The organism is Streptoverticillium olivoreticuli subsp. olivoreticuli (assembly GCF_003391135.1).
GTDB classification, from domain to species: Bacteria; Actinomycetota; Actinomycetes; order Streptomycetales; family Streptomycetaceae; genus Streptomyces; species Streptomyces blastmyceticus.
Genome location: NZ_CP031455.1, coordinates 1,644,335 through 1,665,780, shown reverse-complemented (window position 1 = coordinate 1,665,780; position 21,446 = coordinate 1,644,335). Strand labels below are relative to the sequence as shown.

Here is a 21,446-nt window from a genome sequence, read left to right as displayed (position 1 = left end):
GAATGAGGATTGATAGCAGGTGTTAGCGAATTTGCAATCGGCTTCGATCGCTGTGTTCGGCGCAGGGGTCATGGGCCGCAGCATCACCGCGCTGGCACTGGGCCGCGGGGTGGACGTCGTACTGATCGACGTCTCGGACGATGTACTGCAGGACGCCCGAGCGGAGATCACGCAGCAAATGCGGCACGGGCAACTCATGGGCGCCTTCCCCGCCGGCCGGACCCCCGGAACGCTGACGGCGACTCTGTCGGGCGAGGCCGCCGCGGATGCCGCCGTGGTGATCGAGGCGATCACCGAGGACGCCTCGCTCAAGGCGCGGGTCATGACGGAGATCTCCCGCACGATCCCCGCCGGCGTCCCGTTGATCACCAACACCTCCGGCATCCCCGTCGCCGAACTGGCGAAGTCGGTGCGACGGCCCGCGGAACTGGCCGGGGTGCACTTCATGAATCCGGCCTATCTCATCGAGATGGTCGAGGTGGTCCGCGGCCCGCAGACCGGCGACGACGCCATGGCCGCCGTCCTTTCCTTCCTGGAACGGCTGGGGAAGAAAACGGTCGTCGTCCGCGACGCGCCGGGATTCGTCACCAGCAGGCTGCTGCATCCCATGATCAACGAAGCGGCGAGAATCGTTGCCGAGGGCACCGCGAGCGTCGAGTCCGTGGACCGGCTGATGCACGGATGCCTCGGCCATCCGACGGGCCCGCTGCGCACCGCCGATCTGATCGGACTCGACAACCTCGCGGACGCTCTCCGGCTTCTCGCCGAGCGGACCGGGAATTCCACCTTCGAGCCCTGCGAACTCCTCATGGAAAAGGTGCGCCGCGGTGATCTGGGGCGCAAGACGGGGCGCGGTTTCTATGACTACGGAGAGGTGCTTTCGTGAACCAGGACCCGGCAACCACCGCTGAGGGGATCGCGCAGGCGATCACGGCGTTCGTCTCGAAGCGGGTCGGGGCCGATGTCCCCGCCGATCAGGATCTCTTCGAGTCCGGGCTGGTGTCCTCGCTGTTCGCGATGGAGCTCGTCGTCCACCTGGAGCAGGCGTTCTCCGTGCAGATCCTGGGGGACGACCTCAAGCGGGACAACTTCCGCTCCGTGCGGGCGATGACCGCCCTTGTGCTGCGGTTGAACGGCGCCGGGCATGCCACCGGTGCCTGAACCGCTCGCGGACGCCGGTGAGTTCGTCGACGACCTGGTAGGCGACCGGGCCGCCGAGTGGGACCGGGCCGGTCTGATTCCCGGCGACGTCCTGCGCGCACTGGCGGCCCGCGGCCTGTTGTGCGCGGAGGTGCCGGAGACCTTCGGCGGCCTCGGGGCGAGCAGCGCGGCGAACGGCGAGTTCACCGCGCGCGTCGGCAGCCGCTGCAGCTCGCTGCGGAGCGTGATGACCTCGCAGGGCATGGCCGCGTGGACGATCCGGCGCCTGGGTGATCCGCGGCAGCACGCGGAGTACCTGCCGGAGCTGGCCGGTGGCCGGCTCGCCGCCGTCGCGTTCAGCGAGCCGGAGGCGGGCAGCGATCTGTCGGCGATGACCACCACCATCGAACCCGACGGTGACACCGTCGTCGTCCGCGGACAGAAGGTCTGGACGACCGCGGCCCACTACGCCGACATGATCGTCGTAGTAGGGCGGTACGGCTCCGGGGCGGCCGCTGTCGTGGTGCCGGCGTCGGCTCCGGGCGTCACCGTGACCAGGGTCCCGCGGCCGTCCGGCTGCCGGGCGGCGGGCCACGCGGACGTGAGGCTCGACGGCGTGCGGCTGCCGGCCACCGCGGTACTCGGCGGCGGGCAGCCGCTGATGCTCCTGGTGACGACCGCGCTGGCGTACGGGCGGATGTCGGTCGCCTGGGGCTGCGTGGGTATCCTCCGGGCCTGTCTCGACGCCGCCCGCCAACACGCTCGGACCCGACGGCAGTTCGGCAGAACGCTCGCCCGGCACCAGCTCGTCGGCCGTCACCTGGCGAACCTGCTGACCGGTGAGCAGATCGCCACTCGGATGTGCGAACACGCCAGCCGGTGCTGGGACAGCGGCTCTCCCGAGATGGTCGTCGCCTCCGTCCTCGCCAAGCAGGTGAGCGCCGTCCAGGCCGCGCAGGGCGCCGCCGCGGCCGTGCAGGTCCTGGGTTCGGCGGCCGCGCACGAGGGCCATGCGGTCGAGCGCGCGTACCGCGACGCGAAACTCATGGAGCTCATCGAGGGCAGTACGGAGATCTGCCAGCTGATCCTTTCCGACCACGCGGTGTCCATGCCGGCGCGATGAGACGGCGACACGAGCCAAGGAGAAGCAGTGGCTGAACAGACCTCGATCGTGAAGTGCCTGGTGTGGGACCTCGACAACACCCTCTGGCAGGGCACGCTGCTGGAGGACGGCGACGTGAGGCTCCCCGACTCCGTCCGCGAGCTCGTCACCGAGCTGGACAGCCGCGGCATCCTCCAGTCGGTCGCCAGCAAGAATGACCACGACCAGGCATGGAAGCGGCTGGAGGCGCTGGGCGTCGCCGAGTACTTCGTCCTGCCGCGCATCGGCTGGGGCCCGAAGTCGGACTCGGTGCGGGAGATCGCCGACGAGCTCGGCTTCGCGCTCGGCACCGTCGCCTTCGTGGACGACCAGCCGGCGGAGCGGGCAGAAGTCCGCTTCCATCTGCCGGAGGTCCGCTGCTACGACGCCGGGCGGTTGCCCGAGCTCGCCGCTCTGCCGGAGTTCAGCCCGGTGACGGTGACGGTGGACTCGCGCCGCCGTCGGCAGATGTACCAGGCCGGATTCCGGCGGAAGTCGGCCGAGGCGGAGTTCCAGGGGCCGAGCGACGACTTCCTGCGTTCCCTGGAACTGCAGATGCGCATCGGACGCGCCACCGAGGACGAGTTGTCCCGCGTGGAGGAGCTGACGCTGCGCACCAGCCAGATGAACGCCACGGGAGTGCACTACTCCAGCTCCGATCTGCGCGCGCTGCTCGCCGATCCACGTCACGAGGTCCTGGTGACCACGCTCACCGACCGGTTCGGGCCGCACGGCGCGGTCGGCCTCCAACTGCTGGAGAAGCACGCCGGCGTCTGGAATCTGAAGCTGCTGGCCACGTCGTGCCGCGTGGTGTCGTTCGGCGCCGGTTCTGTGCTCCTCGGCTGGCTCGTCGACCAGGCCGCACACGCGGGCGTCCACCTGGTCGCCGACTTCCGGCGCACCGAGCGCAACCGGATGATGGAGATCGCCTACCGCCTCGCCGGCTTCACCGACGAGCCCTGCGACTGCCGGGCCGGGCTGCCGGAGCCCGCTCAGGAAGACGTCCAGCGGCTGCATCTGCTTCCGGCGCCCTGCGCCCCGCCGCCCACGATGAAGCTGCACACCGTCAGCCTTGAGGGCGTCTGAGCGCGGGCGCGTACTCGACCGGTCCGATCAGAGAAGATGGATGACGCATGGCGAACCAGCTAGGTCTCCCGGCCGGGCTCTCGGAGTACATCCGGGAGTCCTCCTTGCGCGAGGACGAGGTCCTGCGGCGGCTGCGCGGGACGACGTCGGAACTTCCGGCGGGCAGCGCACTGCAGGTCATGCCCGAGGAGGGGCAGCTGCTGACCCTGCTGGCCGGTCTCACCCCGGCCCGCAGGATCCTCGAGATCGGTACGTACACCGGGTACAGCACCCTGTGCCTGGCCCGCGCGCTCGTGCCCGGCGGACGGCTGGTCACCTGCGACATCACCGACCGCTGGCCGCGGATCGGCGCCGAGTACTGGGCCGAGGCGGGCGTCGACGGGCAGATCGACCTGCGTGTCGGTGACGCGGTGGACACCCTCGAAGCACTCGTCGCGGACGAGGGCCCGGGCGCGTTCGACTTCGTCTTCATCGACGCCGACAAGCAGCACTACCCGGACTACTACGAGTCGGCGCTGACTCTCGTCGGCGACCACGGCCTGATCGTGGTCGACAACACCCTGTTCTTCGGCAAGGTCGTGGACCCCGACGCCCAGGACCCGGACACCACCGCGATCCGCGCGTTCAACACGCTGGTCCGTGACGACCCGCGGGTGGAGATGTCCCTGATCCCGATGGCGGACGGTATGACGCTGATCCGCAAGAAGCGGCAGTAGCGGCACAGTCGGACGCCGTACACCTCGGCGGGGGCGGAGCCGTCGGCCGAGGAATTCGACGACCCGCTTGAGTGCCGGCGGAAATCGACCGCGGAGACGAGCTCTCGTCGTTCGACCAACCCATTTCCGTCAGCAAAGCCGCCCCGGGTCCGCGGGCAGCGCCGCCGGGTGTTCCAGCCACGGGTCGATCGGGGTGGCGGAGGAATTCAGGATGAAGGCCAGCGTCTTGTACGTCCCGGCGAGGGCCAGCAGTTCGAGGAACTGCTCCTCGCCGTAGCGCTCGGCGAGTCGTTTCCAGGTGCCGTCCGAGATCACGGACCTGGTGTGGAGCTCGTCGACGGCCGCGAGGAGGGCGGCCTCGAAGAGCGTCCACTCGGAGGTGTCGTCCGAGGCGACCCGGGCGATCTCCGCCTCGCTCAGCCCGACGAAGAGCCCCGCGGCGTGGTGGTGGGCCCAGACGTACGGGGCCTGGGAACGCCAAGCCGTGCGCAGGATGACGAGTTCGCGCTCGCGTGCCGGGAGGAGCTCGCCGGCCACGTGCGCCATCAGCGGCTGCATCGCGGCCAGCAGTGCCGGGTGGTTGGCGATGGTCCGCGTGACGTTCGGCGGGGGCCTGTCCGCGAGGAGCCCGTTCAGCGACTCCTTCGCCGTCCGGGCATAGGCATGGCCGGCGGGTGTGACGGCGAATTCTTCCACGCCCTGCGGATGGATCCTGGGCCGCATTCCCTCTCCTTCGATTGGATTGACGATATCTCAACGATAATGCAACGGAAGGGATTTCATGCATAGGGGTCCGGAAAGCAAAAGATTGGCTCTTCGCAAGTGCCCCTGTAGTGTTGCGCTTTGTCGATACACGACGTGAACGGCAGTCCTGTGCCGCCTGATTCTTGGAGAACGGGCGTGTGGCGGTGCGTGCTCTCTCCCTGCCGAACCTGCTGAGACGAAGAGTTGGGGGAGCGGTGCCGTGAGCCGATCCGAGTCCATTTCCGCCGAACGCATCCGTGCGAGGGACAACGCCATCGCGGTGGTGGGGGTGGCCTGCCGGTTGCCGTCCGCGGAGGATCCCGAGCGGTTCTGGCGGCTGCTGACGGGCGGGGCGAGCGCGGTGGCGCAGGTGCCGCCGGGCCGGTGGGGCGAGGCCGCGGAATCCGGCACGATCGGCCGGGGTGCCTTCCTGGGTGAAGTCGACCGTTTCGACGCCGAGTTCTTCGGTATCTCCCCGCGCGAGGCGCGGTCGATGGACCCGCAGCAGCGGCTCGCGCTGGAGCTGGGCTGGGAGGTCCTGGAGGACGCGGGCGTACTGCCCGCCGCGGTACGGGGCAGCGACACCGGGGTGTTCGTCGGCGTGACCGCGGACGACTACAGCGCGCTGGACCGGCGCAGGGGACCGGAGGCGGTCGGGCACCACACCCTCACCGGCCTGAACCGCAGCGTGATCGCGAACAGGATCTCCCACTTCCTGGGATTGCGAGGGCCGAGCCTGGTGGTGGACACCGGGCAGTCGTCCTCGCTCGTGGCGGTGCACCTGGCGTGCGAGAGCCTGCGGCGCGGGGAGTCGGCGACGGCACTGGCCGGCGGCGTACAGCTCAACCTGGCACAGGACAGTGCGATGGCGGCGGACCGGCTCGGCGCCCTGTCCGCGGACGGCCGCTGCTTCACCTTCGACGAGCGGGCCAACGGGTACGTCCGCGGCGAGGGCGCGGCGATGGTGCTGCTCAAGCCGCTGGCCAGGGCGCTCGCCGACGGCGATGAGATCTACTGCGTCATCGAGGGGAGCGCGGTCAACAACGACGGCCCGGCCGAGGGTCTGACGACGCCCGATCCGCGTGGCCAGCAGGCAGTGCTCGAGGCGGCGTGCCGGCGTGCGGGCGTGGACCCGGCCGAGGTGCAGTACGTGGAGCTGCACGGGACCGGTACCCGAGTGGGCGACCCGGTGGAGGCGGCGGCGCTCGGCGCCGTCCACGGGGCGGGCCGTCGCGCGGACAGTCCGCTGCTGGTCGGTTCGGTGAAGACGAACGTGGGACATCTGGAAGGCGCCGCAGGCATCACCGGACTGGTGAAGGTCGTGCTGTCGCTGCGGAACGGCGAGCTCCCCGCGAGCCTGAACTTCGAACGGCCCAGCTCCCGGATCCGCTTCGACGAATGGCACCTGGACGTGGTGACGGCGACCCGCCCCTGGCCCTACCGCGACGGCCGGGCCCTGGCCGGGGTGTCCTCGTTCGGCATGGGCGGCACCAACTGCCACCTGATCGTGTCCGCCGCCGAGCCGGCGCCCGGGAGCGCGCCCGCGGCCGCCGATGCCGTCGACGGCACTGCGCCGTGGCCGCTGTCGGGGCGGACCCGGGACGCCCTCCGCGCGCAGGCCGCCGGCCTGGCCCGCCACATGGAGGACGACCAGCACCTCGATCCGATGGACGTGGGTCTCTCCCTGGCGACCACCCGGACCGCTTTCGACCAGCGCGCCGTCGTCCTCGCGCCGGACCGGGCGGGTGGACTGCGCGCGTTGGCGGCGCTGGCCGACGGCGAGTCCGCGCCCGGCGTGGTGCGGGGAGCCGCCGACGTCGAGGGCGGGACGGTGTTCGTCTTCCCCGGCCAGGGTTCGCAGTGGGCGGGCATGGGCGTCCAACTGATGGCGGAGTCCCCGGTGTTCGCCGAGCGGCTGGCCGAGTGCGCCGCCGCGCTGGCGCCCCATGTGGACTGGTCGCTGCAGGAGGTGTTGCAGCAGGCCGAGGGGGTGCCGTCGCTGGAGCGGGTGGACGTGGTCCAGCCCGTCTCCTGGGCGGTGATGGTGTCCCTCGCGGCGCTGTGGCAGGCGCACGGGGTGGTCCCGGACGCGGTGGTGGGCCATTCGCAGGGGGAGATCGCGGCGGCGTGCGTGTCCGGCGCGCTGTCGCTCCAGGACGCGGCGCGGGTCGTGGCGCTGCGCAGCCGGATCATCGCCCGCCGGCTGGCGGGGGAGGGCGGCATGCTGTCGGTGCCGTTGCCCCGGGCCGAGGTCGAGGCACGGCTGGACCGCCGGGACGGCCGGATCTCGGTCGCGGCGGTCAACGGGCCCGGCTCGGTCGTGGTCTCCGGTGAACCGGCGGCGCTGGAGGCGCTGTTCGAGGAACTCGCGGGCGCCGGCGTACAGGTACGCCGCGTCGCGGTGGACTACGCCTCGCACTCGGCACAGGTCGAGCAGGTGCGTGAGGAGCTGACGGCCGCGCTGGAGGGCATCGTCCCACTCCGTACGCAGGTGCCGTTCTTCTCCACGGTGACCGGCACATGGCTGGACACCACCGGTACGGACGCCGGGTACTGGTACCGCAACCTGCGCCAGACCGTCGGTTTCGAACCGGCGGTGCGGGCGTTGCTGGAGCAGGACCACCGGTTCTTCGTCGAGGTCAGCTCCCACCCCGTGCTGACCGGCGGAATCCAGGAGACCGCCGACGCCGCCGACGCCCGGGCGGTGGCCGTCGGCACGCTGCGCCGGGACCTCGGCGGGAGGGACCGGTTCCTGGCCTGCCTGGCGGAGTTGTACGTCCGTGGTGTGCCGGTCGACTGGTCACGGTCTTTCGCCGGGACCGGCGCCCGGCGGGTGGCCCTGCCGACGTACGCGTTCCAGCGGGAGCGGTACTGGCTCCCGGAGCCGGCAGGCGCGCCCGCTCCGGTGGCCGGGGCCGGGCAGGCCGTCGTCGTGGACGGGCACGCCGCAGGTCCGGAGCCGGTTCGCGCGGGATCCGACGCCACCTGGACGCGCGCCGGTCTGGCGCGGCTGGTGCGTACGGAGACGGCGGTGGTGCTCGGTCACTCCTCCGCCGACCGGATGAACCCGGCGCACTCCTTCCGGGAGCTGGGCTTCGACTCGGCCATGACGGTGGAGCTGGTGACCCGCCTGAAGGCCGCGACCGGGCTGCGGATGGCCGACACTGTGCTGTTCGACCACCCCACGCCCGACCGGTTCGCGGATCATCTGGCCGTCCGGTTCACCGGCCCGGCAACCGGCGGCGTGCCGCCGGAGCCCGGCGCCGTCGAGGCGGACGAACCGGTCGCGATCGTGGGCATGGCCTGCCGCTTCCCGGGCGGGGTGACCTCACCGGAGGAGCTGTGGGACCTGGTCTCGGACGGAACGGACGCCATCTCGGGGATGCCCACCGGCCGTGGGTGGGCACCGGAGACGGGGGCGACCGGCGGGCCGGGCGGGTTCCTGTACGACGCGGACCGTTTCGACGCCGCGCTGTTCGGGATCTCGCCGCGTGAGGCGCGGGCGATGGACCCGCAGCAGCGGCTGGCGCTGGAGGTGAGCTGGGAGGCGGTGGAGCGGGCCGAGATCGCTCCGTCGTCCCTGCACGGCAGCCGGACCGGGGTGTTCGTGGGGGCGATGGCCCAGGACTACGGTCCGCGGCTGAAGGACAGCTCGGGTGACGCGGAAGGGTATCTGCTGACCGGCACCTCGCCGAGCGTCCTCTCCGGCCGGATCGCCTACGCCCTGGGGCTGCGGGGCCCGGCGCTGACCGTGGACACGGCCTGCTCCTCGTCGCTGGTCGCGCTGCATCTCGCGGCGCGGGCGCTGCGGGCCGGCGAGTGCTCCCTGGCACTGGCCGGCGGCGTCACCGTGATGTCCGAGCCGGGCATCTTCGTGGAGTTCGCCCGGCAGGGCGGCCTGTCGCCCGACGGCCGCTGCAAGGCGTACGCGGAGGCCGCGGACGGCACCGGCTGGTCCGAGGGTGTGGGCATCCTCGTGCTGCAACGGCTCTCGGACGCGATCCGGGACGGCCACCACGTGCTGGCGGTCCTGCGTGGTTCCGCGGTCAACTCCGATGGCGCGTCGAACGGTTTGACCGCGCCGAGCGGGATCGCGCAGCAGCAGGTGATCGGCCAGGCCCTGGGCGGCGCGGGCCTGCTGCCCTCGGACGTGGACGCGGTGGAGGGGCACGGCACCGGCACCCGGCTGGGCGACCCGATCGAGGCCCAGGCGCTGCTGGCCGCCTATGGGCAGGACCGGGACCGTCCGCTGCTGCTGGGGTCGCTGAAGTCCAACATCGGGCACACCCAGGCCGCCTCCGGTGTCGCGGGTGTCATCAAGATGGTCCTGGCGATGCGGCACGGTGTGCTGCCCCGGACGCTGCACGTGGACGCGCCGTCGTCGCAGGTGGACTGGTCGGCCGGCGCGGTGGAGCTGCTCACCTCGTCCGTTCCGTGGCCGCCGGTCGAACGGCCGCGTCGCGCGGGCGTGTCGTCGTTCGGGATCAGCGGCACGAACGCGCACGTGATCGTCGAGCAGCCGCCGCGGGACCGGCCCGGCCGTCCCGCCGTGCCCGCACCGGCCGCGCCACCGGCGCAGGCCGGGCCCGCGCTGGTGCCGTGGCCGGTGTCGGCCCGTACCGAGGCGGCGCTCGAGGCCGGGCTGGACCGGCTGGCCGCTTTCGTGGCCGCGACCGGCGCGGCGGCGCAGGACGTCGGCTACTCGCTGGCGACGACACGCTCCGAACTGGAATGCCGAGCGGTTCTGCTGGCCACGACGGGCGGCGCCGCCACGGACGGCGCGGAGGACGCTGCCGGGCGGGCCGCGCGGGTGGCCGAGGGCACCGTGGCCGGCGACCCTGGCCCCGTGGCGCTGCTGTTCGCGGGCCAGGGTGCGCAGCGACCGGGCATGGGCCGCGACCTGTACGCCAGGTTCCCGGTGTTCGCGGCGGCGTGGGACGAGGCCTGCGCGCTGCTGGACGGGCAGTTGGAGCGGCCGCTGAGCGAGGTGGTGTCCGGCGACGACGCGGAGCTGCTGAACCGTACCGAGTACGCCCAGCCCGCGCTGTTCGCTCTGGAGGTGGCCCTCTTCCGGCTGGTGGAGTCCTGGGGGACGGCACCCGATGTGCTGGTCGGGCACTCCGTCGGGGAGATCGCGGCGGCACACGTGGCCGGGGTGCTGTCCCTGCCGGACGCGTGCACGCTCGTCGCCGCCCGCGGACGGCTGATGCAGGCGCTGCCGGAAGGCGGCGCCATGGTCGCGCTGCGGGCCACCGAGGACGAGGTGGCGCCGCTGCTCGCCGCTTCCGGGGGCTGTGCGGGGCTGGCCGCCGTCAACGGCCCGCAGGCGGTGGTGGTCTCCGGGGAGACCGCCGCGGTCGAGGCGATCGCGGACCGGTTCGCGGCCGACGGGCGCAAGGCGACGCGGTTGCGGGTCGGCCACGCGTTCCACTCCCCGCTGATGACGCCGATGCTGGACGACTTCCGCACGGTCGTCGAGGGCCTGGCCCTGGGCGAGCCCCGTATCCCGATCGTCTCGACCGTCACCGGGCGGGAGATCGACGGGGAGCTGATCCGCACCCCCGGCTACTGGGTGGAGCACGTCGGGCGAACCGTGCGGTTCGCCGACGCGGTCGCCGCGGCGGCCGCGGCCGGAGCCCGTACCTTCCTGGAACTGGGACCGGACGCGACGCTGTCCGCGCTGGCCCAGGACGTCCTGATCGACGTGGAGGACGTCGAGGCGGTGCCGCTGCTGGGCCGGGACCGTGGCGAGGAGTCCACGGCCGTGACGGCGGCCGCCCGGCTGTACGTCCGCGGCGTGCCGGTGCGGTGGGCCGAGCTGTTCGCCGGGACCGGCGCGCGCCGCGTCGCGCTGCCGACCTACGCCTTCCAGCGCGACCGGTACTGGATCGCATCCACCGGCACGGACCCGGCGGGGCCGGACCGTGTGGATCACCCGCTGCTGCGCCTGGACTGGCTGCCCGCCCCGGTGCCGGAAACCGGCGGGCAGGACCCCGGTGCGGCCGGGGAAGCGATGCTGATCCCGGTCGCCGCGCCTGCCGGTGTGCCGGTGCCTGAGGCGGTCCGTACCGTCACCACCGCTGTCCTCGACGTACTGCGGCAGCACCTGTCGGACGAGGGCGGCGACGGGAGCGGTGCCGGGCGGCCTTCCCGGCTGGTGTTCGTGACCCGCGGGGCAGTGGCCACCGCGCTCGGAGCGGTGCCGGATGTGGTGGCGGCCTCGGTGTGGGGGCTGGTGCGTTCGGCCCAGCAGGAGAGCCCCGGCAGTTTCGTGCTGCTCGATGTGGACCCCGCGGACGACGGGGATCTCGCATCGGCCGCCGCGGGGGTGCGACGCGCTGTGCTGGGCTGCGACGAGCCCCAGCTGGCGCTGCGCGACGGTGAGTTGCTGGTGCCGCGCCTGGCCCCCGCCGACGCTCCGGACCCGGCACCGCCGGGCCCGGTGCGGGGCGGCGAGGGCACCGTGCTGGTCACCGGTGGCCTGGGCGGCCTGGGCGCGCTGGTCGCCCGGCACCTGGTCACCGGGCACGGGGTCCGTCACCTGCTGCTGGCCGGACGCCGGGGCGCCGATACCGAGGGCGCCGCCGAGCTGGTGGCCGGGCTGACCGCGCAGGGCGCGCGGGTGACCGTCGCCGCCTGCGACGTCTCCGACCGCGCGGCCCTGGCCGCCCTGCTGACGGATATTCCGGCCGAGCACCCGCTGACCGGCATCGTCCACGCCGCCGGTGTGCTCGACGACGGACTCGTCCAGGCGCTGACCCCGGACCGGCTGGAGACGGTCTTCCGTCCGAAGCTGGACGGAGCCTGGCATCTGCACGAACTGACCCGCGATCACGACCTGACGGCGTTCGTGGTGTTCTCCTCGGTCTTCGGCGTCCTGGGCAACGCGGGACAGGCCGCGTACACCGCGGCGAACGCGTTCCTCGACGCGCTGGCACAGCGGCGTGCCGCGGAAGGTCTCGCGGGCCTGTCCATCGGGTGGGGGCCGTGGCCGCAGGGCACCGGTATGTCCGCCGGGCTGAGCGCCGCGGAGATGGCCAGGATCGCCCGGGCCGGGTTGCCGGTGTCCTCCGTCGAGCAGGGACTGGCCTGGTTCGACGCCGCGACCGCTGCGCGCGGGGCGTCGGTGGTGGCGACTCGGGTCGACCGGGCCGCTCTGCGGGCGCGCGACACGGTCCCCGCCGTCTTCCGGGGCCTGGTCCCCGCCGCACCCGCCCGTCGGACCGCCGCCACCCGGACCTCCGACCCACTGGCCGGGCTGACGGGAGATCAGGCCCGCACCCGGCTGCTGGAGTCGGTGCGCGAACAGGTGGTCGAGGTGCTGGGGCTGGCGGGTCCGGCGGCGGTCGGGGCCGGGCGGTCGTTCAAGGACCTGGGCTTCGACTCCCTGACCGCCAACCAGTTGCGCAACGCCCTGCGCGAACGCACGGGCCTGCGCCTGCCCTCGACCCTGGTCTACGACCACCCGACCCCCGAAGCGCTGGCCGCCCACCTGTGGGCCGAGCTGGACGGCGGGCCCGCCGAGCGCCACCTGAGCGCGCCGGCGGCCCCGGACACGACGCGCGGCCCGGAGGCCGGGACGTCCGGCGCCGAGCCGATCGCGATCATCGGAATGAGCTGCCGGTTCCCCGGACAGGTGCGATCGCCCGAGGAGTTGTGGGAGCTGCTGGCCGCGGGCAAGGACGCCGTCTCCCCGCTGCCCGCCGACCGCGGCTGGGACCCGGATGTGTACCACCCCGACCCGGAGCGGGCGGGCAAGACCTCCGCGAGGGCGGGAGGCTTCCTCGACGGCGCCGCTGGGTTCGACGCGGGATTCTTCGGGATCTCCCCACGTGAGGCGGCCGCGATGGACCCGCAGCAGCGGATGCTGCTGGAGCTCGCCTGGGAGGCGTTCGAACGCGCCGGGCTCGACCCGGCCTCCCTGCGGGGCAGCGCGACCGGCACGTTCGTCTCCGCTCTCTCCCAGGCCTACGGCGCGGGAGCGTCGGCGGACGCCGACGGATACCAGCTCACCGGGACGCTCCCCAGCGTGCTGTCGGGCCGCCTTGCCTATCTGTTCGACTTGGCCGGGCCGTCGGTGACGGTGGACACGGCGTGTTCCTCCTCCCTGGTCGCGCTCCACATGGCGTGCCAGTCGCTGCGCTCGGGGGAGAGCGGCCTCGCTCTGGCCGGCGGTGCGACGGTGCTGGCCGGCCCGGACGTGCTGGTCTCGTTGAGCCGGCACCGGGTCATGGCGCCGGACGGGCGGTGCAAGGCGTTCGCCGAGTCCGCGGACGGCATGGGCATCGCCGAAGGCGCCGGCCTGCTGGTGCTGGAGAGGCTCTCGGACGCCCTGCGGCACGGGCACCCGGTGCTGGCCGTCGTCCGCGGGTCGGCGGTGAACTCCGACGGCGCCTCCAACGGGCTGACCGCGCCCAGCGGTCCGGCGCAGCAGCGCGTCATCCGGCAGGCCCTGGCCAACAGCGGACTCTCAGCGTCCGAGGTCGACGCCGTCGAGGCACACGGGACCGGCACCGCGCTGGGCGATCCGATCGAGGCGCACGCGCTGCTGGCCACCTACGGCCAGGACCGGGGCGGCAACCCGCCGCTGCTGGTCGGCTCGGTCAAATCCAACATCGGGCACACCCAGACCGCCGCCGGTGTCGCGGGTGTCATCAAGATGGTGATGGCGCTGCGGCACGGCCGGCTGCCCAGGACGCTGCACGTCACCGAGCCGTCCTCGCGTATCGACTGGAACGCGGGCGCGCTCCGTCTGCTGACCGAGACCACGCCGTGGCCCGCACTCGGCCGGCCGCGGCGGTGCGCGGTCTCGGCATTCGGCATGAGCGGCACCAACGCGCACGCCGTCCTGGAACAGGCCCCCACTCCCGCCAGCGAGCCCGTGAGCGGGACCGACGCGCCGGCCTCGGCGCCCACCGGCCGACCGCTGACCGCCGCCACGGCATCGGACGGCCCGGCGGCCTGGCCGCTGTCGGGCAGGTCCCCCGCCGCGCTGCGCGCCCAGGCCCGGAAACTCCTCACCCACCTGGAGAACCACCCCGGGCTGCGGCCCGTCGACATCGGCTACTCGCTGGCGACGACCCGTACCGCCTTCGAGCACCGGGCGGTGCTGGTCGGCGACGACCGCGCGGCGCTGCACGAGAGCCTGACCGCCCTGGCCCAGGGCGCCGCGCACCCCGGAGTGCTGCGGGGAACCGCGCCCGAACGCGGCCCGGTGGTCTTCGTCTTCCCCGGCCAGGACGCGGCCTGGCCGGGAATGGCGGCCGGACTCCTGGACGCCTCGCCCGTCTTCGCCGCCCGCGTCGACGAGTGCCGGGCGGCCCTGGCCCCGTACATCGACTGGTCGCTCACCGGCGTGATGCGCGGTGAGCGCGGTGCGCCTCCGCTCGAGGGGCGGCCCGATGTGCAGCAGCCCGTGCTGTGGGCGGTCATGGTCTCCCTCGCCGCCGTGTGGCGTTCGCTGGGGGTCGAGCCGGCCGCGGTGGTCGGCCATTCCCAGGGCGAGGTCGCCGCCGCCTGCGTCAGCGGCGGTCTGTCCCTGGAGGACGGCGCCCGTGTGGTGGCGCTGCGCAGCCGCCTGATCCGCGAACGGCTGTCCGGGAGCGGCGCGATGATGTCGGTGATGGCCCCGCGCGAGCAGGTCCAGGCGGTGCTCGACCAGGTCTCCGGCGCGGTGTCGATCGCGGCCGTCAACGGCCCGAGGATCGTGACGATCTCCGGCGACCCGGCCGCTCTGAACGAGGTCGAGCGCGCCCTGTCCGCTGCCGGGCTCATGCGCTGGCGGCTGCCCGGGGTGGACTTCGCCGCCCACTCCGCGCACATCGACCGGATCGAGCCCGAACTGCTGGAGCTGCTGGCCGGCGTACGGCCCCGCGCGTCGGAGGTGCCGTTCCACTCCACGGTGACCGGAGGCCGCCTGGACACCAGAGAGCTGGACGCCCGCTACTGGTGCCGCAACCTGCGACAGACCGTGTCCTTCGCCGAGACGATGACAGGCCTGGTGCGCGAGGGACACGGCATCATGATCGAGGTCGGCCCGCATCCGGTGCTCGCGGTCGGCACCAGCGAGATCATCGAGGACGCGGGCAGCCCCGCGGTCACCCTGGGCACCCTGCGCCGGGACGACGGCGGATGGGACCGCGTCCTGCGCTCGCTGGGGGAGGCCCACGCCCACGGCGTGCCCGTCGACTGGCCCACGGCGCTGACCGGTGGCCGCGCGGTGGACCTGCCGACCTACGCCTTCCAGCACGAGTCCTACTGGACCGCCCCGCCCACCCCGGAGCCCCGCACGCCCGGCTCCGCCGACGGGCCGCTGTGGGAGGCGGTGGGCCAGCGGGACGCCGCCGTCCTCGCCACGCTCATCGGCCTCGAAGTCGAACACAAGGACGCCCTCGACGCGGTGCTCCCCGCGCTGTCGGCCTGGCGCGAACGGCAGGACCGGCACGCCCTGGTCGGCAACCTCCGCTACCGGACGGCCTGGACACCCCTGCGCGTCCCCGCCGCCCCGTCCCTGACCGGCACCTGGCTGGTCGTCACCACCGGCGGTGCCGACGACGCGGACGTGACGGACGCCCTGACCGCACACGGCGCCCGATTCCGCCGCGCGGTCCTCGACGGGACCTGCACCGACCCCGGGACGCTCATGGCACGACTCGGCGACCTCGACCGCACGGCCGGAGTGCTCTCGCTCCTCGCCACGGCCGAAGAAGCCGACACCGACCGGCCCGCACTGCCCGCCGGCCCGGCCCTGACCGTCTCCCTGACCCGGGCCCTCATGAGCTCCGGCACCCGGGTGCCGCTGTGGACGGTGACCCGTGGCGCGGTCTCCACCGGCCCGGCCGACCCGGTACGCGACCCGCGCCAGGCCATGACCCTCGGACTCGCACGTACCGCCGCCCTGGAAACACCCTCGCTGCGCGGCGGATCGGCCGATCTCCCCGAGCGGCTCGATGCCGAGGCGGCCGGCCGTCTCGCCGCGCTGCTCTCGCAGGGCCCGGGGGAGGAACAGGCGGCGGTACGGTCCTCGGGCGTCCTCGTCCGGCGCCTGGTGAAGGCACCCGCACGAGCCGGCTCGCCCGCCACCTGGACACCCCGCGGCACGACTTTGATCACCGGCGGCACCGGGGCCCTGGGCCGCAGGACCGCCCGCTGGCTCGCCCGGCAGGGTGCCGAACACCTGGTGCTGCTCAGCCGCCGCGGCCCCGCCGCCCCCGGCGCGGCCGAGCTGTTGGCGGAGTTGAACGCCTGGGGGACGACCGCCGAGGCGGTGCCCTGCGACCTGACCGACAAGGACGCCGTGGCCGCCGTGCTCGACGAGCTCTCGGCGAACGGCACCCCGGTGCGCTCGGTGGTCCACCTGGCCGGTACCCGCACCCTCGGCCCGCTCGCCACGGCCGGCCCCGGCCATGTCGCCGAAGCGGTGCACGCCAAGGTGACCGGTGCCGCGCACCTCGACGAACTCCTCGACGACAAAGAACTGGATGCCTTCGTCCTGCCCTCGTCGGTGGCCGGGATCTGGGGCGTGGGCGACCACGCCGCACAGGCGGCGGCCGGGGCGTACCTGGAGGCGCTGGCGGCACAGCGCCGCGCCCGCGGTGCCCGCGCGACGTCGGTCTTCTTCGGCCCCTGGGAAGAAGCCCGCGAGCAACTGGGCGAACCCGGCAGCGAGCAGCTGCTGCGCACCGGGGTGTCCTTCCTCGACGGCGACCTGGCCCTGACCGGCCTCGCCCAGGCACTCCACGAGGAGGAGAGCGCGCCGACGGTCGCCGACATCGACTGGAAGCGCTACCTCCCCGTCGTCACCACAGCCGGCCCCAACCCCTTCTTCGCCGAGCTGCCCGAGGCGCAGGATCTCGCCCGGCCCGTACCCACCACCGGCGACGGCGAGTTCACGACGCGGCTGCGGCTGCGGAGCCTCCCGGCCACCGAGCGGCGGCGGCTGCTCCTGGACCTGATACGCGGCGAGGCCGCGGCGGCGCTCGGCCACGCGTCCGGCGACGCGGTCGCCGAGCACGCGGTGTTCCGCGACAACGGCATGGATTCCCTCGCGGCGGTCGACCTGCGCAACCGGCTCGCCACGGCGACCGGCACCGCCCTGCCCAGCACCGTCGTCCTCACCCACCCCACCCCGGCCGACCTGGCCGACCACCTCCTCGACCACCTCGCCACCCCGTCGGCGCCCAACCACGGCACCGTCGGCGCCTCCCCGACGGACCTGGTCGCCCGTCTCCACCGCGAGGCCGTACGGACCGGCCGCCCGGACGGCGCCGACACCCTGCTGTCCCAACTCGCCGCCCTGAGGCCCAAGAGCACCGAACCCCTCCCGCCCGCCGTGGACCGGCTCACCGCCGGCACCTCGGGCCCCCGCCTGATCTGCGTGGCCCCGATCGTCCCCCTGACCGGACCGGACACCTACTTCGCACTCGCCCGGGCCCTCCCCGAACACTGGGACATCTCCTGCCTGACGCCCCCCGGCTTCGGTGCGGACGAGGCCCTGCCCGCCACCCTCGAAGCACTCGTGGCAGGGCTTGCACAGGCCGTGCACGCCGAAGCCGGCGGCGAGGCCGCCGAGCCGGTGATCCTCCTGGGCACCTCGTCCGGCGGCATCCTCGCCCACGCGACCGCCCGCCACCTCGCCGACCGCGGCACCCCCGTACAGGCCGTCGTCCTCCTGGACACCTACGACCTGCGAACCCCCACCGCCCGCGCGCTCCTTCCCCACCTGTGGCACGGCCTGTACGAGCGCGAACACCTCACCGACGGCTACACCGCCACCGCCCTGTCCGCCTACGCCTGGACCGAACGGCTCCTGCACACCTGGACCCCCGGCCCCGCCCCCTTCCCGACTCTGCTCCTACGAGCCTCGGAGCCCCTCCCGGTCGCGCCGGGGACGGACCCGGGACCGCACGCCTGGCAGACCACCCTTCCCCACATCACCACCACCCTCACCACGCCGGGCAACCACTTCACCCTCGTCAACCAGCACGCCCCCACCACCGCCACCCACATCACCGACTGGCTCGGCGAACGGGGGTGCACCCGCTGACCTCCGAGGCGGACTGTCAGTGCCTGCACGCAGAATGACGGGCATGATCCAGACGCTTCCGCTGGCCCTGCCGGGCACCCTGGTGGACACACATCGCATCGACTTGACCGCGCCCTACTCCAAGGGCTGGGGCGTTCGGACCTACGATGTCGCGGCCGCGCCGAACGGGGATGTGTACGCGCTGCACGGGGTGCACCGGCACACCTACGGCGTGGCCGACGGCGAACAGGACCCGGCGACAGCCGATTTCGGGTACCGGATCATCACCCGGTACTCCGCGGACGGCGAGGTGCTGGCCGGCGCGGTGTGCTGTCCGTCCCGCGATGAGGAGAACGGCTCGGCCGTGGTCGACGGCAGCGACATGACGCTGTGCGTGCTGCCGGACGGCACCCTGTCCGTCAGTGCCCACCCGGACTCCACCACCTTGATCACTCCCGATCTCGGCCGGGTCCTCGCCGCCTACGACTCGAAGGACCGGCGCCCCTTCGAGAAGTTCACGCCGGGTGACGCCTTTGCCGGCTCGATCAGCGTCACGCCCTCGGGCCGCCTGCTGTGCGTCACCACCGAGTACGGGGTCTGGAACTACGGCAACCTGCTGGCCAACGTCGTCGGCCTGGCCGACGGCGCACTGACCCCCGCCTCCAAGCCCGTGATCGAGGCGATAGCCTCGCTCGACCCCAGCCCGAACCGCCACAGCGACGACGACCTGCGCAGCCACATCCGGTACCAGGGCGGCCGGGTGGGCCTGGCCCACCGGCCCCGGCCGGCGCTGACCGAGCTGCTGGACGGCGAGGACCGTCTGTCGGGGTGGCGGGACTCCCGGCTCGGCAGGCCCGTGCCGCTGGCCGACGACCTGTTCGTCGTCCCCGTCTACGCCCGCACCTTCCGCGGCGGGAGCCGCGGCCAGCCGTTCGTCTTCGCCCTCGTCGACGACCGGGGCACCATGACAGGGCGCCTCCACGGCATGCACGCATGGCGCGACAGCCCCTTCACCGGCTTCTGCTTCAACCTGGCCGCAGACCCGCACCGAGGCCGCGCCTTCCACCTCAACCGCTATGGCCTGTACGCCTGGAACAGAGCCGGAGCACTGCGTGCCAAGCTCGACACCGGGACGAAGACGTTCAAACCGCTCACCCACTTCACCCTCGCCGCCTGCTCGCCCGCCGGAGACCTGCTGCTGGTCCACAACAAGCAGCACCTCATCCTGCGCGTGCCCGCCCCCGACGACCTCACCGACCTCGCGCCGGCCGTCGAGCAGGCACTGCGCACCTACGCCAAGCAGCGCACCGCTCTCAAAAAGCAGTGGTCGCCCGTCAACTGGCACTGGGTGCACACGTCCGCGGTCCACCACCTCTGACGACGCGCCCCGGCGGCTGGGATCCTGATCGCCGGGCGATATGCTGGCAAAGGGTGTAAATTGGGCGAAAATGCTATGGGGAGAGGAGGCGGCATGTCCTCGAAGCGACGTCGTAAGAAGAAGGCGCGTAGCCGCAAGGCGGCCAACCACGGCCGTCGGCCACAGTGCTGAGTGCGACAGGCGAAGACGAAAGACCGGCAAGAGAAGCGGAGCTCTCTTGCCGGTCCTTCATGCCGCCCTCCGTCAGGCGGCGGCGCCGGCGATCCGCTGCTCCAGCGGTGTGTCCTTGCGGCTGACCGCCAGGTAGCCGACGAGGGTGCCGATCGGCAGCAGCAACGCGAGGCTGACCGGGCCCGTACCCCAGCCGAGGCCGCCGCGGCCGGTGGAGACGCCCATCCAGTCGGCGAACGAGGCTCCGAGCGGGCGGGTGATGATGTAGGCCGCCCAGAAGGCGGTGACCGGGTCGAGGCCGGCGAAGCGGCCTGCCAGCGCCGGCACGGCGATGAGGGCGGCGAAGAGGATGCCGGAGGGCAGGTACCCCAGCTTCAGGGTGCCGGCGGTGAGATCGCCGATCGCGGTGCCGAGCGCGAAGGTGGCGAGCACCGTCGCCCAGTAGAAGGTCTCGCGGCGGCGCGTGCGCACGCTGTGGATGGACAGTGTCTTCTCGGACGCGTACCAGGCCATCAGAACGGCGGCCAGCGCGAGGGAGAAGGCGACGGCCGAGACGGCGTAGGGGATTCCGGCCACGACGTGCACGACATCGGCGGCCATGGTGCCGAAGACGCTGACCATGACGATCGTGGACCAGTAGATCCAGGGCCGGTAGCGGCTCGACCGGAATTGCAGCGTCAGCAGGGCGGCCAGCCCGAGGAGTCCGAGACTCCCGGCCGGTATCGGGCCGAGCGTCCGGCCCAGGTAGTCCGAAGCCGTCTCGCCCATGCCGGTGGTGAGTACCTTCACTCCCCAGAACAGAGCGGTGACCTCCGGCACTTTGCTCCAGAGCGGCTCGGGCCGCTCCTGGGGCGGGAGGCCGCGGCCCGGCACTCCCCATGCCTGCTCGGTCACCGCTCTGCCGCTTGGCTCTGCCATCGTCGCTCCGCTCGCTTCTCCGGCGCCGCGCGCCGTCAACTGCAGGTTGTTCCGCTGCCCGGGCATGCTTGAGCCGCCCCGGCGCGAACGAAGCGATTTCGGCCGACCCGGCCAGTGCGTAGGGCACTGTAGACCATGAACCCATGAGCGACGTGGCCGCTGCCGCGGACGGGATCCGGGCGCCGCCGATCGACTCCCTCAGGGCCGGCCCGGGGGCGGAGCCGATGTCGGCCAGGTGCCGGACGAGCAGGGCATCGCGGTCCGTGTGGGACGCCACCCCGATGTCGACCGCGATGACGGCCACGCGTACGGAACTTCTTCGATGCGGACGTCCCAGCTGACTATGTGTCAGGAGCGGTCTCGGCCGGACGGTTTGCCGCTCTTCCCGGCCATTGCCGTCCGCACGGTCACGTCCCGGACCGCGGCGCGCTAGACATGGTGACGGTCAGTCGGTCAACAGGAGGGAACTGCTGTGAACGGCTTTGTCACCAGGAGCGCAAAGGCGATGCTCGCACTCTCCGTCGCGGCCGTGCTCGGTACGGCGGGCATGGGGACGGCGCACGCGCAGACGCATGCCGGGAACGCCGGGACGGCGCGCACCGCGGCCGACGCGGTGAAGGCCATGGTGGGCGAGCGCGGAGCACAGGCGAGACCCGACAGCCGCGTGGTGTGCTACCGCGCCCACGTCGCCGGCATCGGCTGGCAGAGCCCTGTCTGCAACGGCCAGGTGGCGGGTACCACGGGGCAGAGCAGGGCCATCGAGGCCCTGGAGGTCGCGACGTCCGGTGTCGGCGGGATCTGTGTGGAGGCGCATGCCGCCGACATCGGGTGGCAGGGCATACGGTGCGGCGGCGATCTGCAGAACGTCACCGTGGGCACCACGGGCGAGGCCCGGCGCATGGAAGCTCTCTGGCTCAACCCCCGCTCCGGTTCGGTGAGCGCCCAGGCGCATGTGCAGAACTACGGCTGGACGGGCTGGTACAGCGGCAACCCGGTAACCGTCGGCACGACAGGAGCCTCGCTCCGGCTGGAGGCGGTCCAGATCACCGTCTGATGTTGTGGAGGGAGCGCCGTGCTCTGGCGAGCACGGCGCTCCAAGCGGTCGGCGAGCGATACGGACGTGCCGGC

Annotated in this window: 10 protein-coding genes; 8 read left to right on the top strand and 2 right to left on the bottom strand. The window is 72.9% G+C overall.

Annotation, left to right across the window (positions count from 1 at the left end):
• The first annotated feature begins 19 nt into the window (after positions 1-19).
• From DXZ73_RS07245 to DXZ73_RS07225, 5 genes are read left to right on the top strand one after another with little or no spacing between them, the layout of a single operon-like run.
• Positions 20-886 carry a 3-hydroxyacyl-CoA dehydrogenase family protein gene (locus DXZ73_RS07245; RefSeq protein WP_275898571.1) on the top strand — a complete coding sequence of 289 codons (867 nt, stop codon included), beginning with the start codon at positions 20-22 and terminating at the stop codon, positions 884-886.
• A complete protein-coding gene (locus DXZ73_RS07240; protein WP_116210184.1) occupies positions 883-1,161 on the top strand; it encodes an acyl carrier protein in 279 nt (92 codons plus the stop codon). The genes DXZ73_RS07245 and DXZ73_RS07240 overlap by 4 nt, the downstream gene beginning before the upstream one ends.
• Complete coding sequence (locus DXZ73_RS07235) at positions 1,154-2,263, top strand: acyl-CoA dehydrogenase family protein (protein ID WP_240351253.1); 1,110 nt, start codon at positions 1,154-1,156, stop codon at positions 2,261-2,263. Before DXZ73_RS07240 ends, DXZ73_RS07235 begins: the two co-directional genes overlap by 8 nt.
• Before the next feature lie 27 nt (positions 2,264-2,290).
• Positions 2,291-3,367 (top strand): HAD-IIIC family phosphatase, encoded by a 1,077-nt coding sequence (locus tag DXZ73_RS07230; RefSeq protein WP_116210182.1) that lies wholly within the window; start codon positions 2,291-2,293, stop codon positions 3,365-3,367.
• Positions 3,368-3,414: 47 nt separating this feature from the next.
• Entirely contained in the window at positions 3,415-4,083 is a 669-nt protein-coding gene (locus tag DXZ73_RS07225; protein ID WP_116210181.1) for an O-methyltransferase, read from the top strand.
• Positions 4,084-4,212: 129 nt separating this feature from the next.
• On the opposite strand, the gene DXZ73_RS07220 is transcribed toward DXZ73_RS07225, so the two are convergent.
• Positions 4,213-4,806, bottom strand: coding sequence for a carboxymuconolactone decarboxylase family protein (locus tag DXZ73_RS07220; RefSeq protein ID WP_116210180.1), 594 nt, complete (start codon positions 4,804-4,806; stop codon positions 4,213-4,215).
• A 241-nt stretch (positions 4,807-5,047) separates the two neighbouring features.
• On the opposite strand from DXZ73_RS07220, the gene DXZ73_RS07215 reads away from it, so the two are divergent.
• Both DXZ73_RS07215 and DXZ73_RS07210 read left to right on the top strand, forming a co-directional pair.
• Positions 5,048-17,872, top strand: coding sequence for a type I polyketide synthase (locus tag DXZ73_RS07215; protein ID WP_116210179.1), 12,825 nt, complete (start codon positions 5,048-5,050; stop codon positions 17,870-17,872).
• Positions 17,873-17,915: 43 nt separating this feature from the next.
• Entirely contained in the window at positions 17,916-19,229 is a 1,314-nt protein-coding gene (locus tag DXZ73_RS07210) for a hypothetical protein (RefSeq protein ID WP_116210178.1), read from the top strand.
• A gap of 243 nt (positions 19,230-19,472) precedes the next feature.
• Here DXZ73_RS07210 and DXZ73_RS07205 read toward each other — a convergent pair whose 3' ends face one another.
• On the bottom strand, positions 19,473-20,318 hold the full coding sequence (locus DXZ73_RS07205) for a hypothetical protein (protein ID WP_116210177.1): 846 nt from the start codon (positions 20,316-20,318) through the stop codon (positions 19,473-19,475).
• Between the two features lie 505 nt (positions 20,319-20,823).
• Between DXZ73_RS07205 and DXZ73_RS07195 the strand changes: the two genes are divergently transcribed.
• Complete coding sequence (locus tag DXZ73_RS07195) at positions 20,824-21,372, top strand: hypothetical protein (protein WP_116210175.1); 549 nt, start codon at positions 20,824-20,826, stop codon at positions 21,370-21,372.
• Positions 21,373-21,446 lie beyond the last annotated feature (74 nt).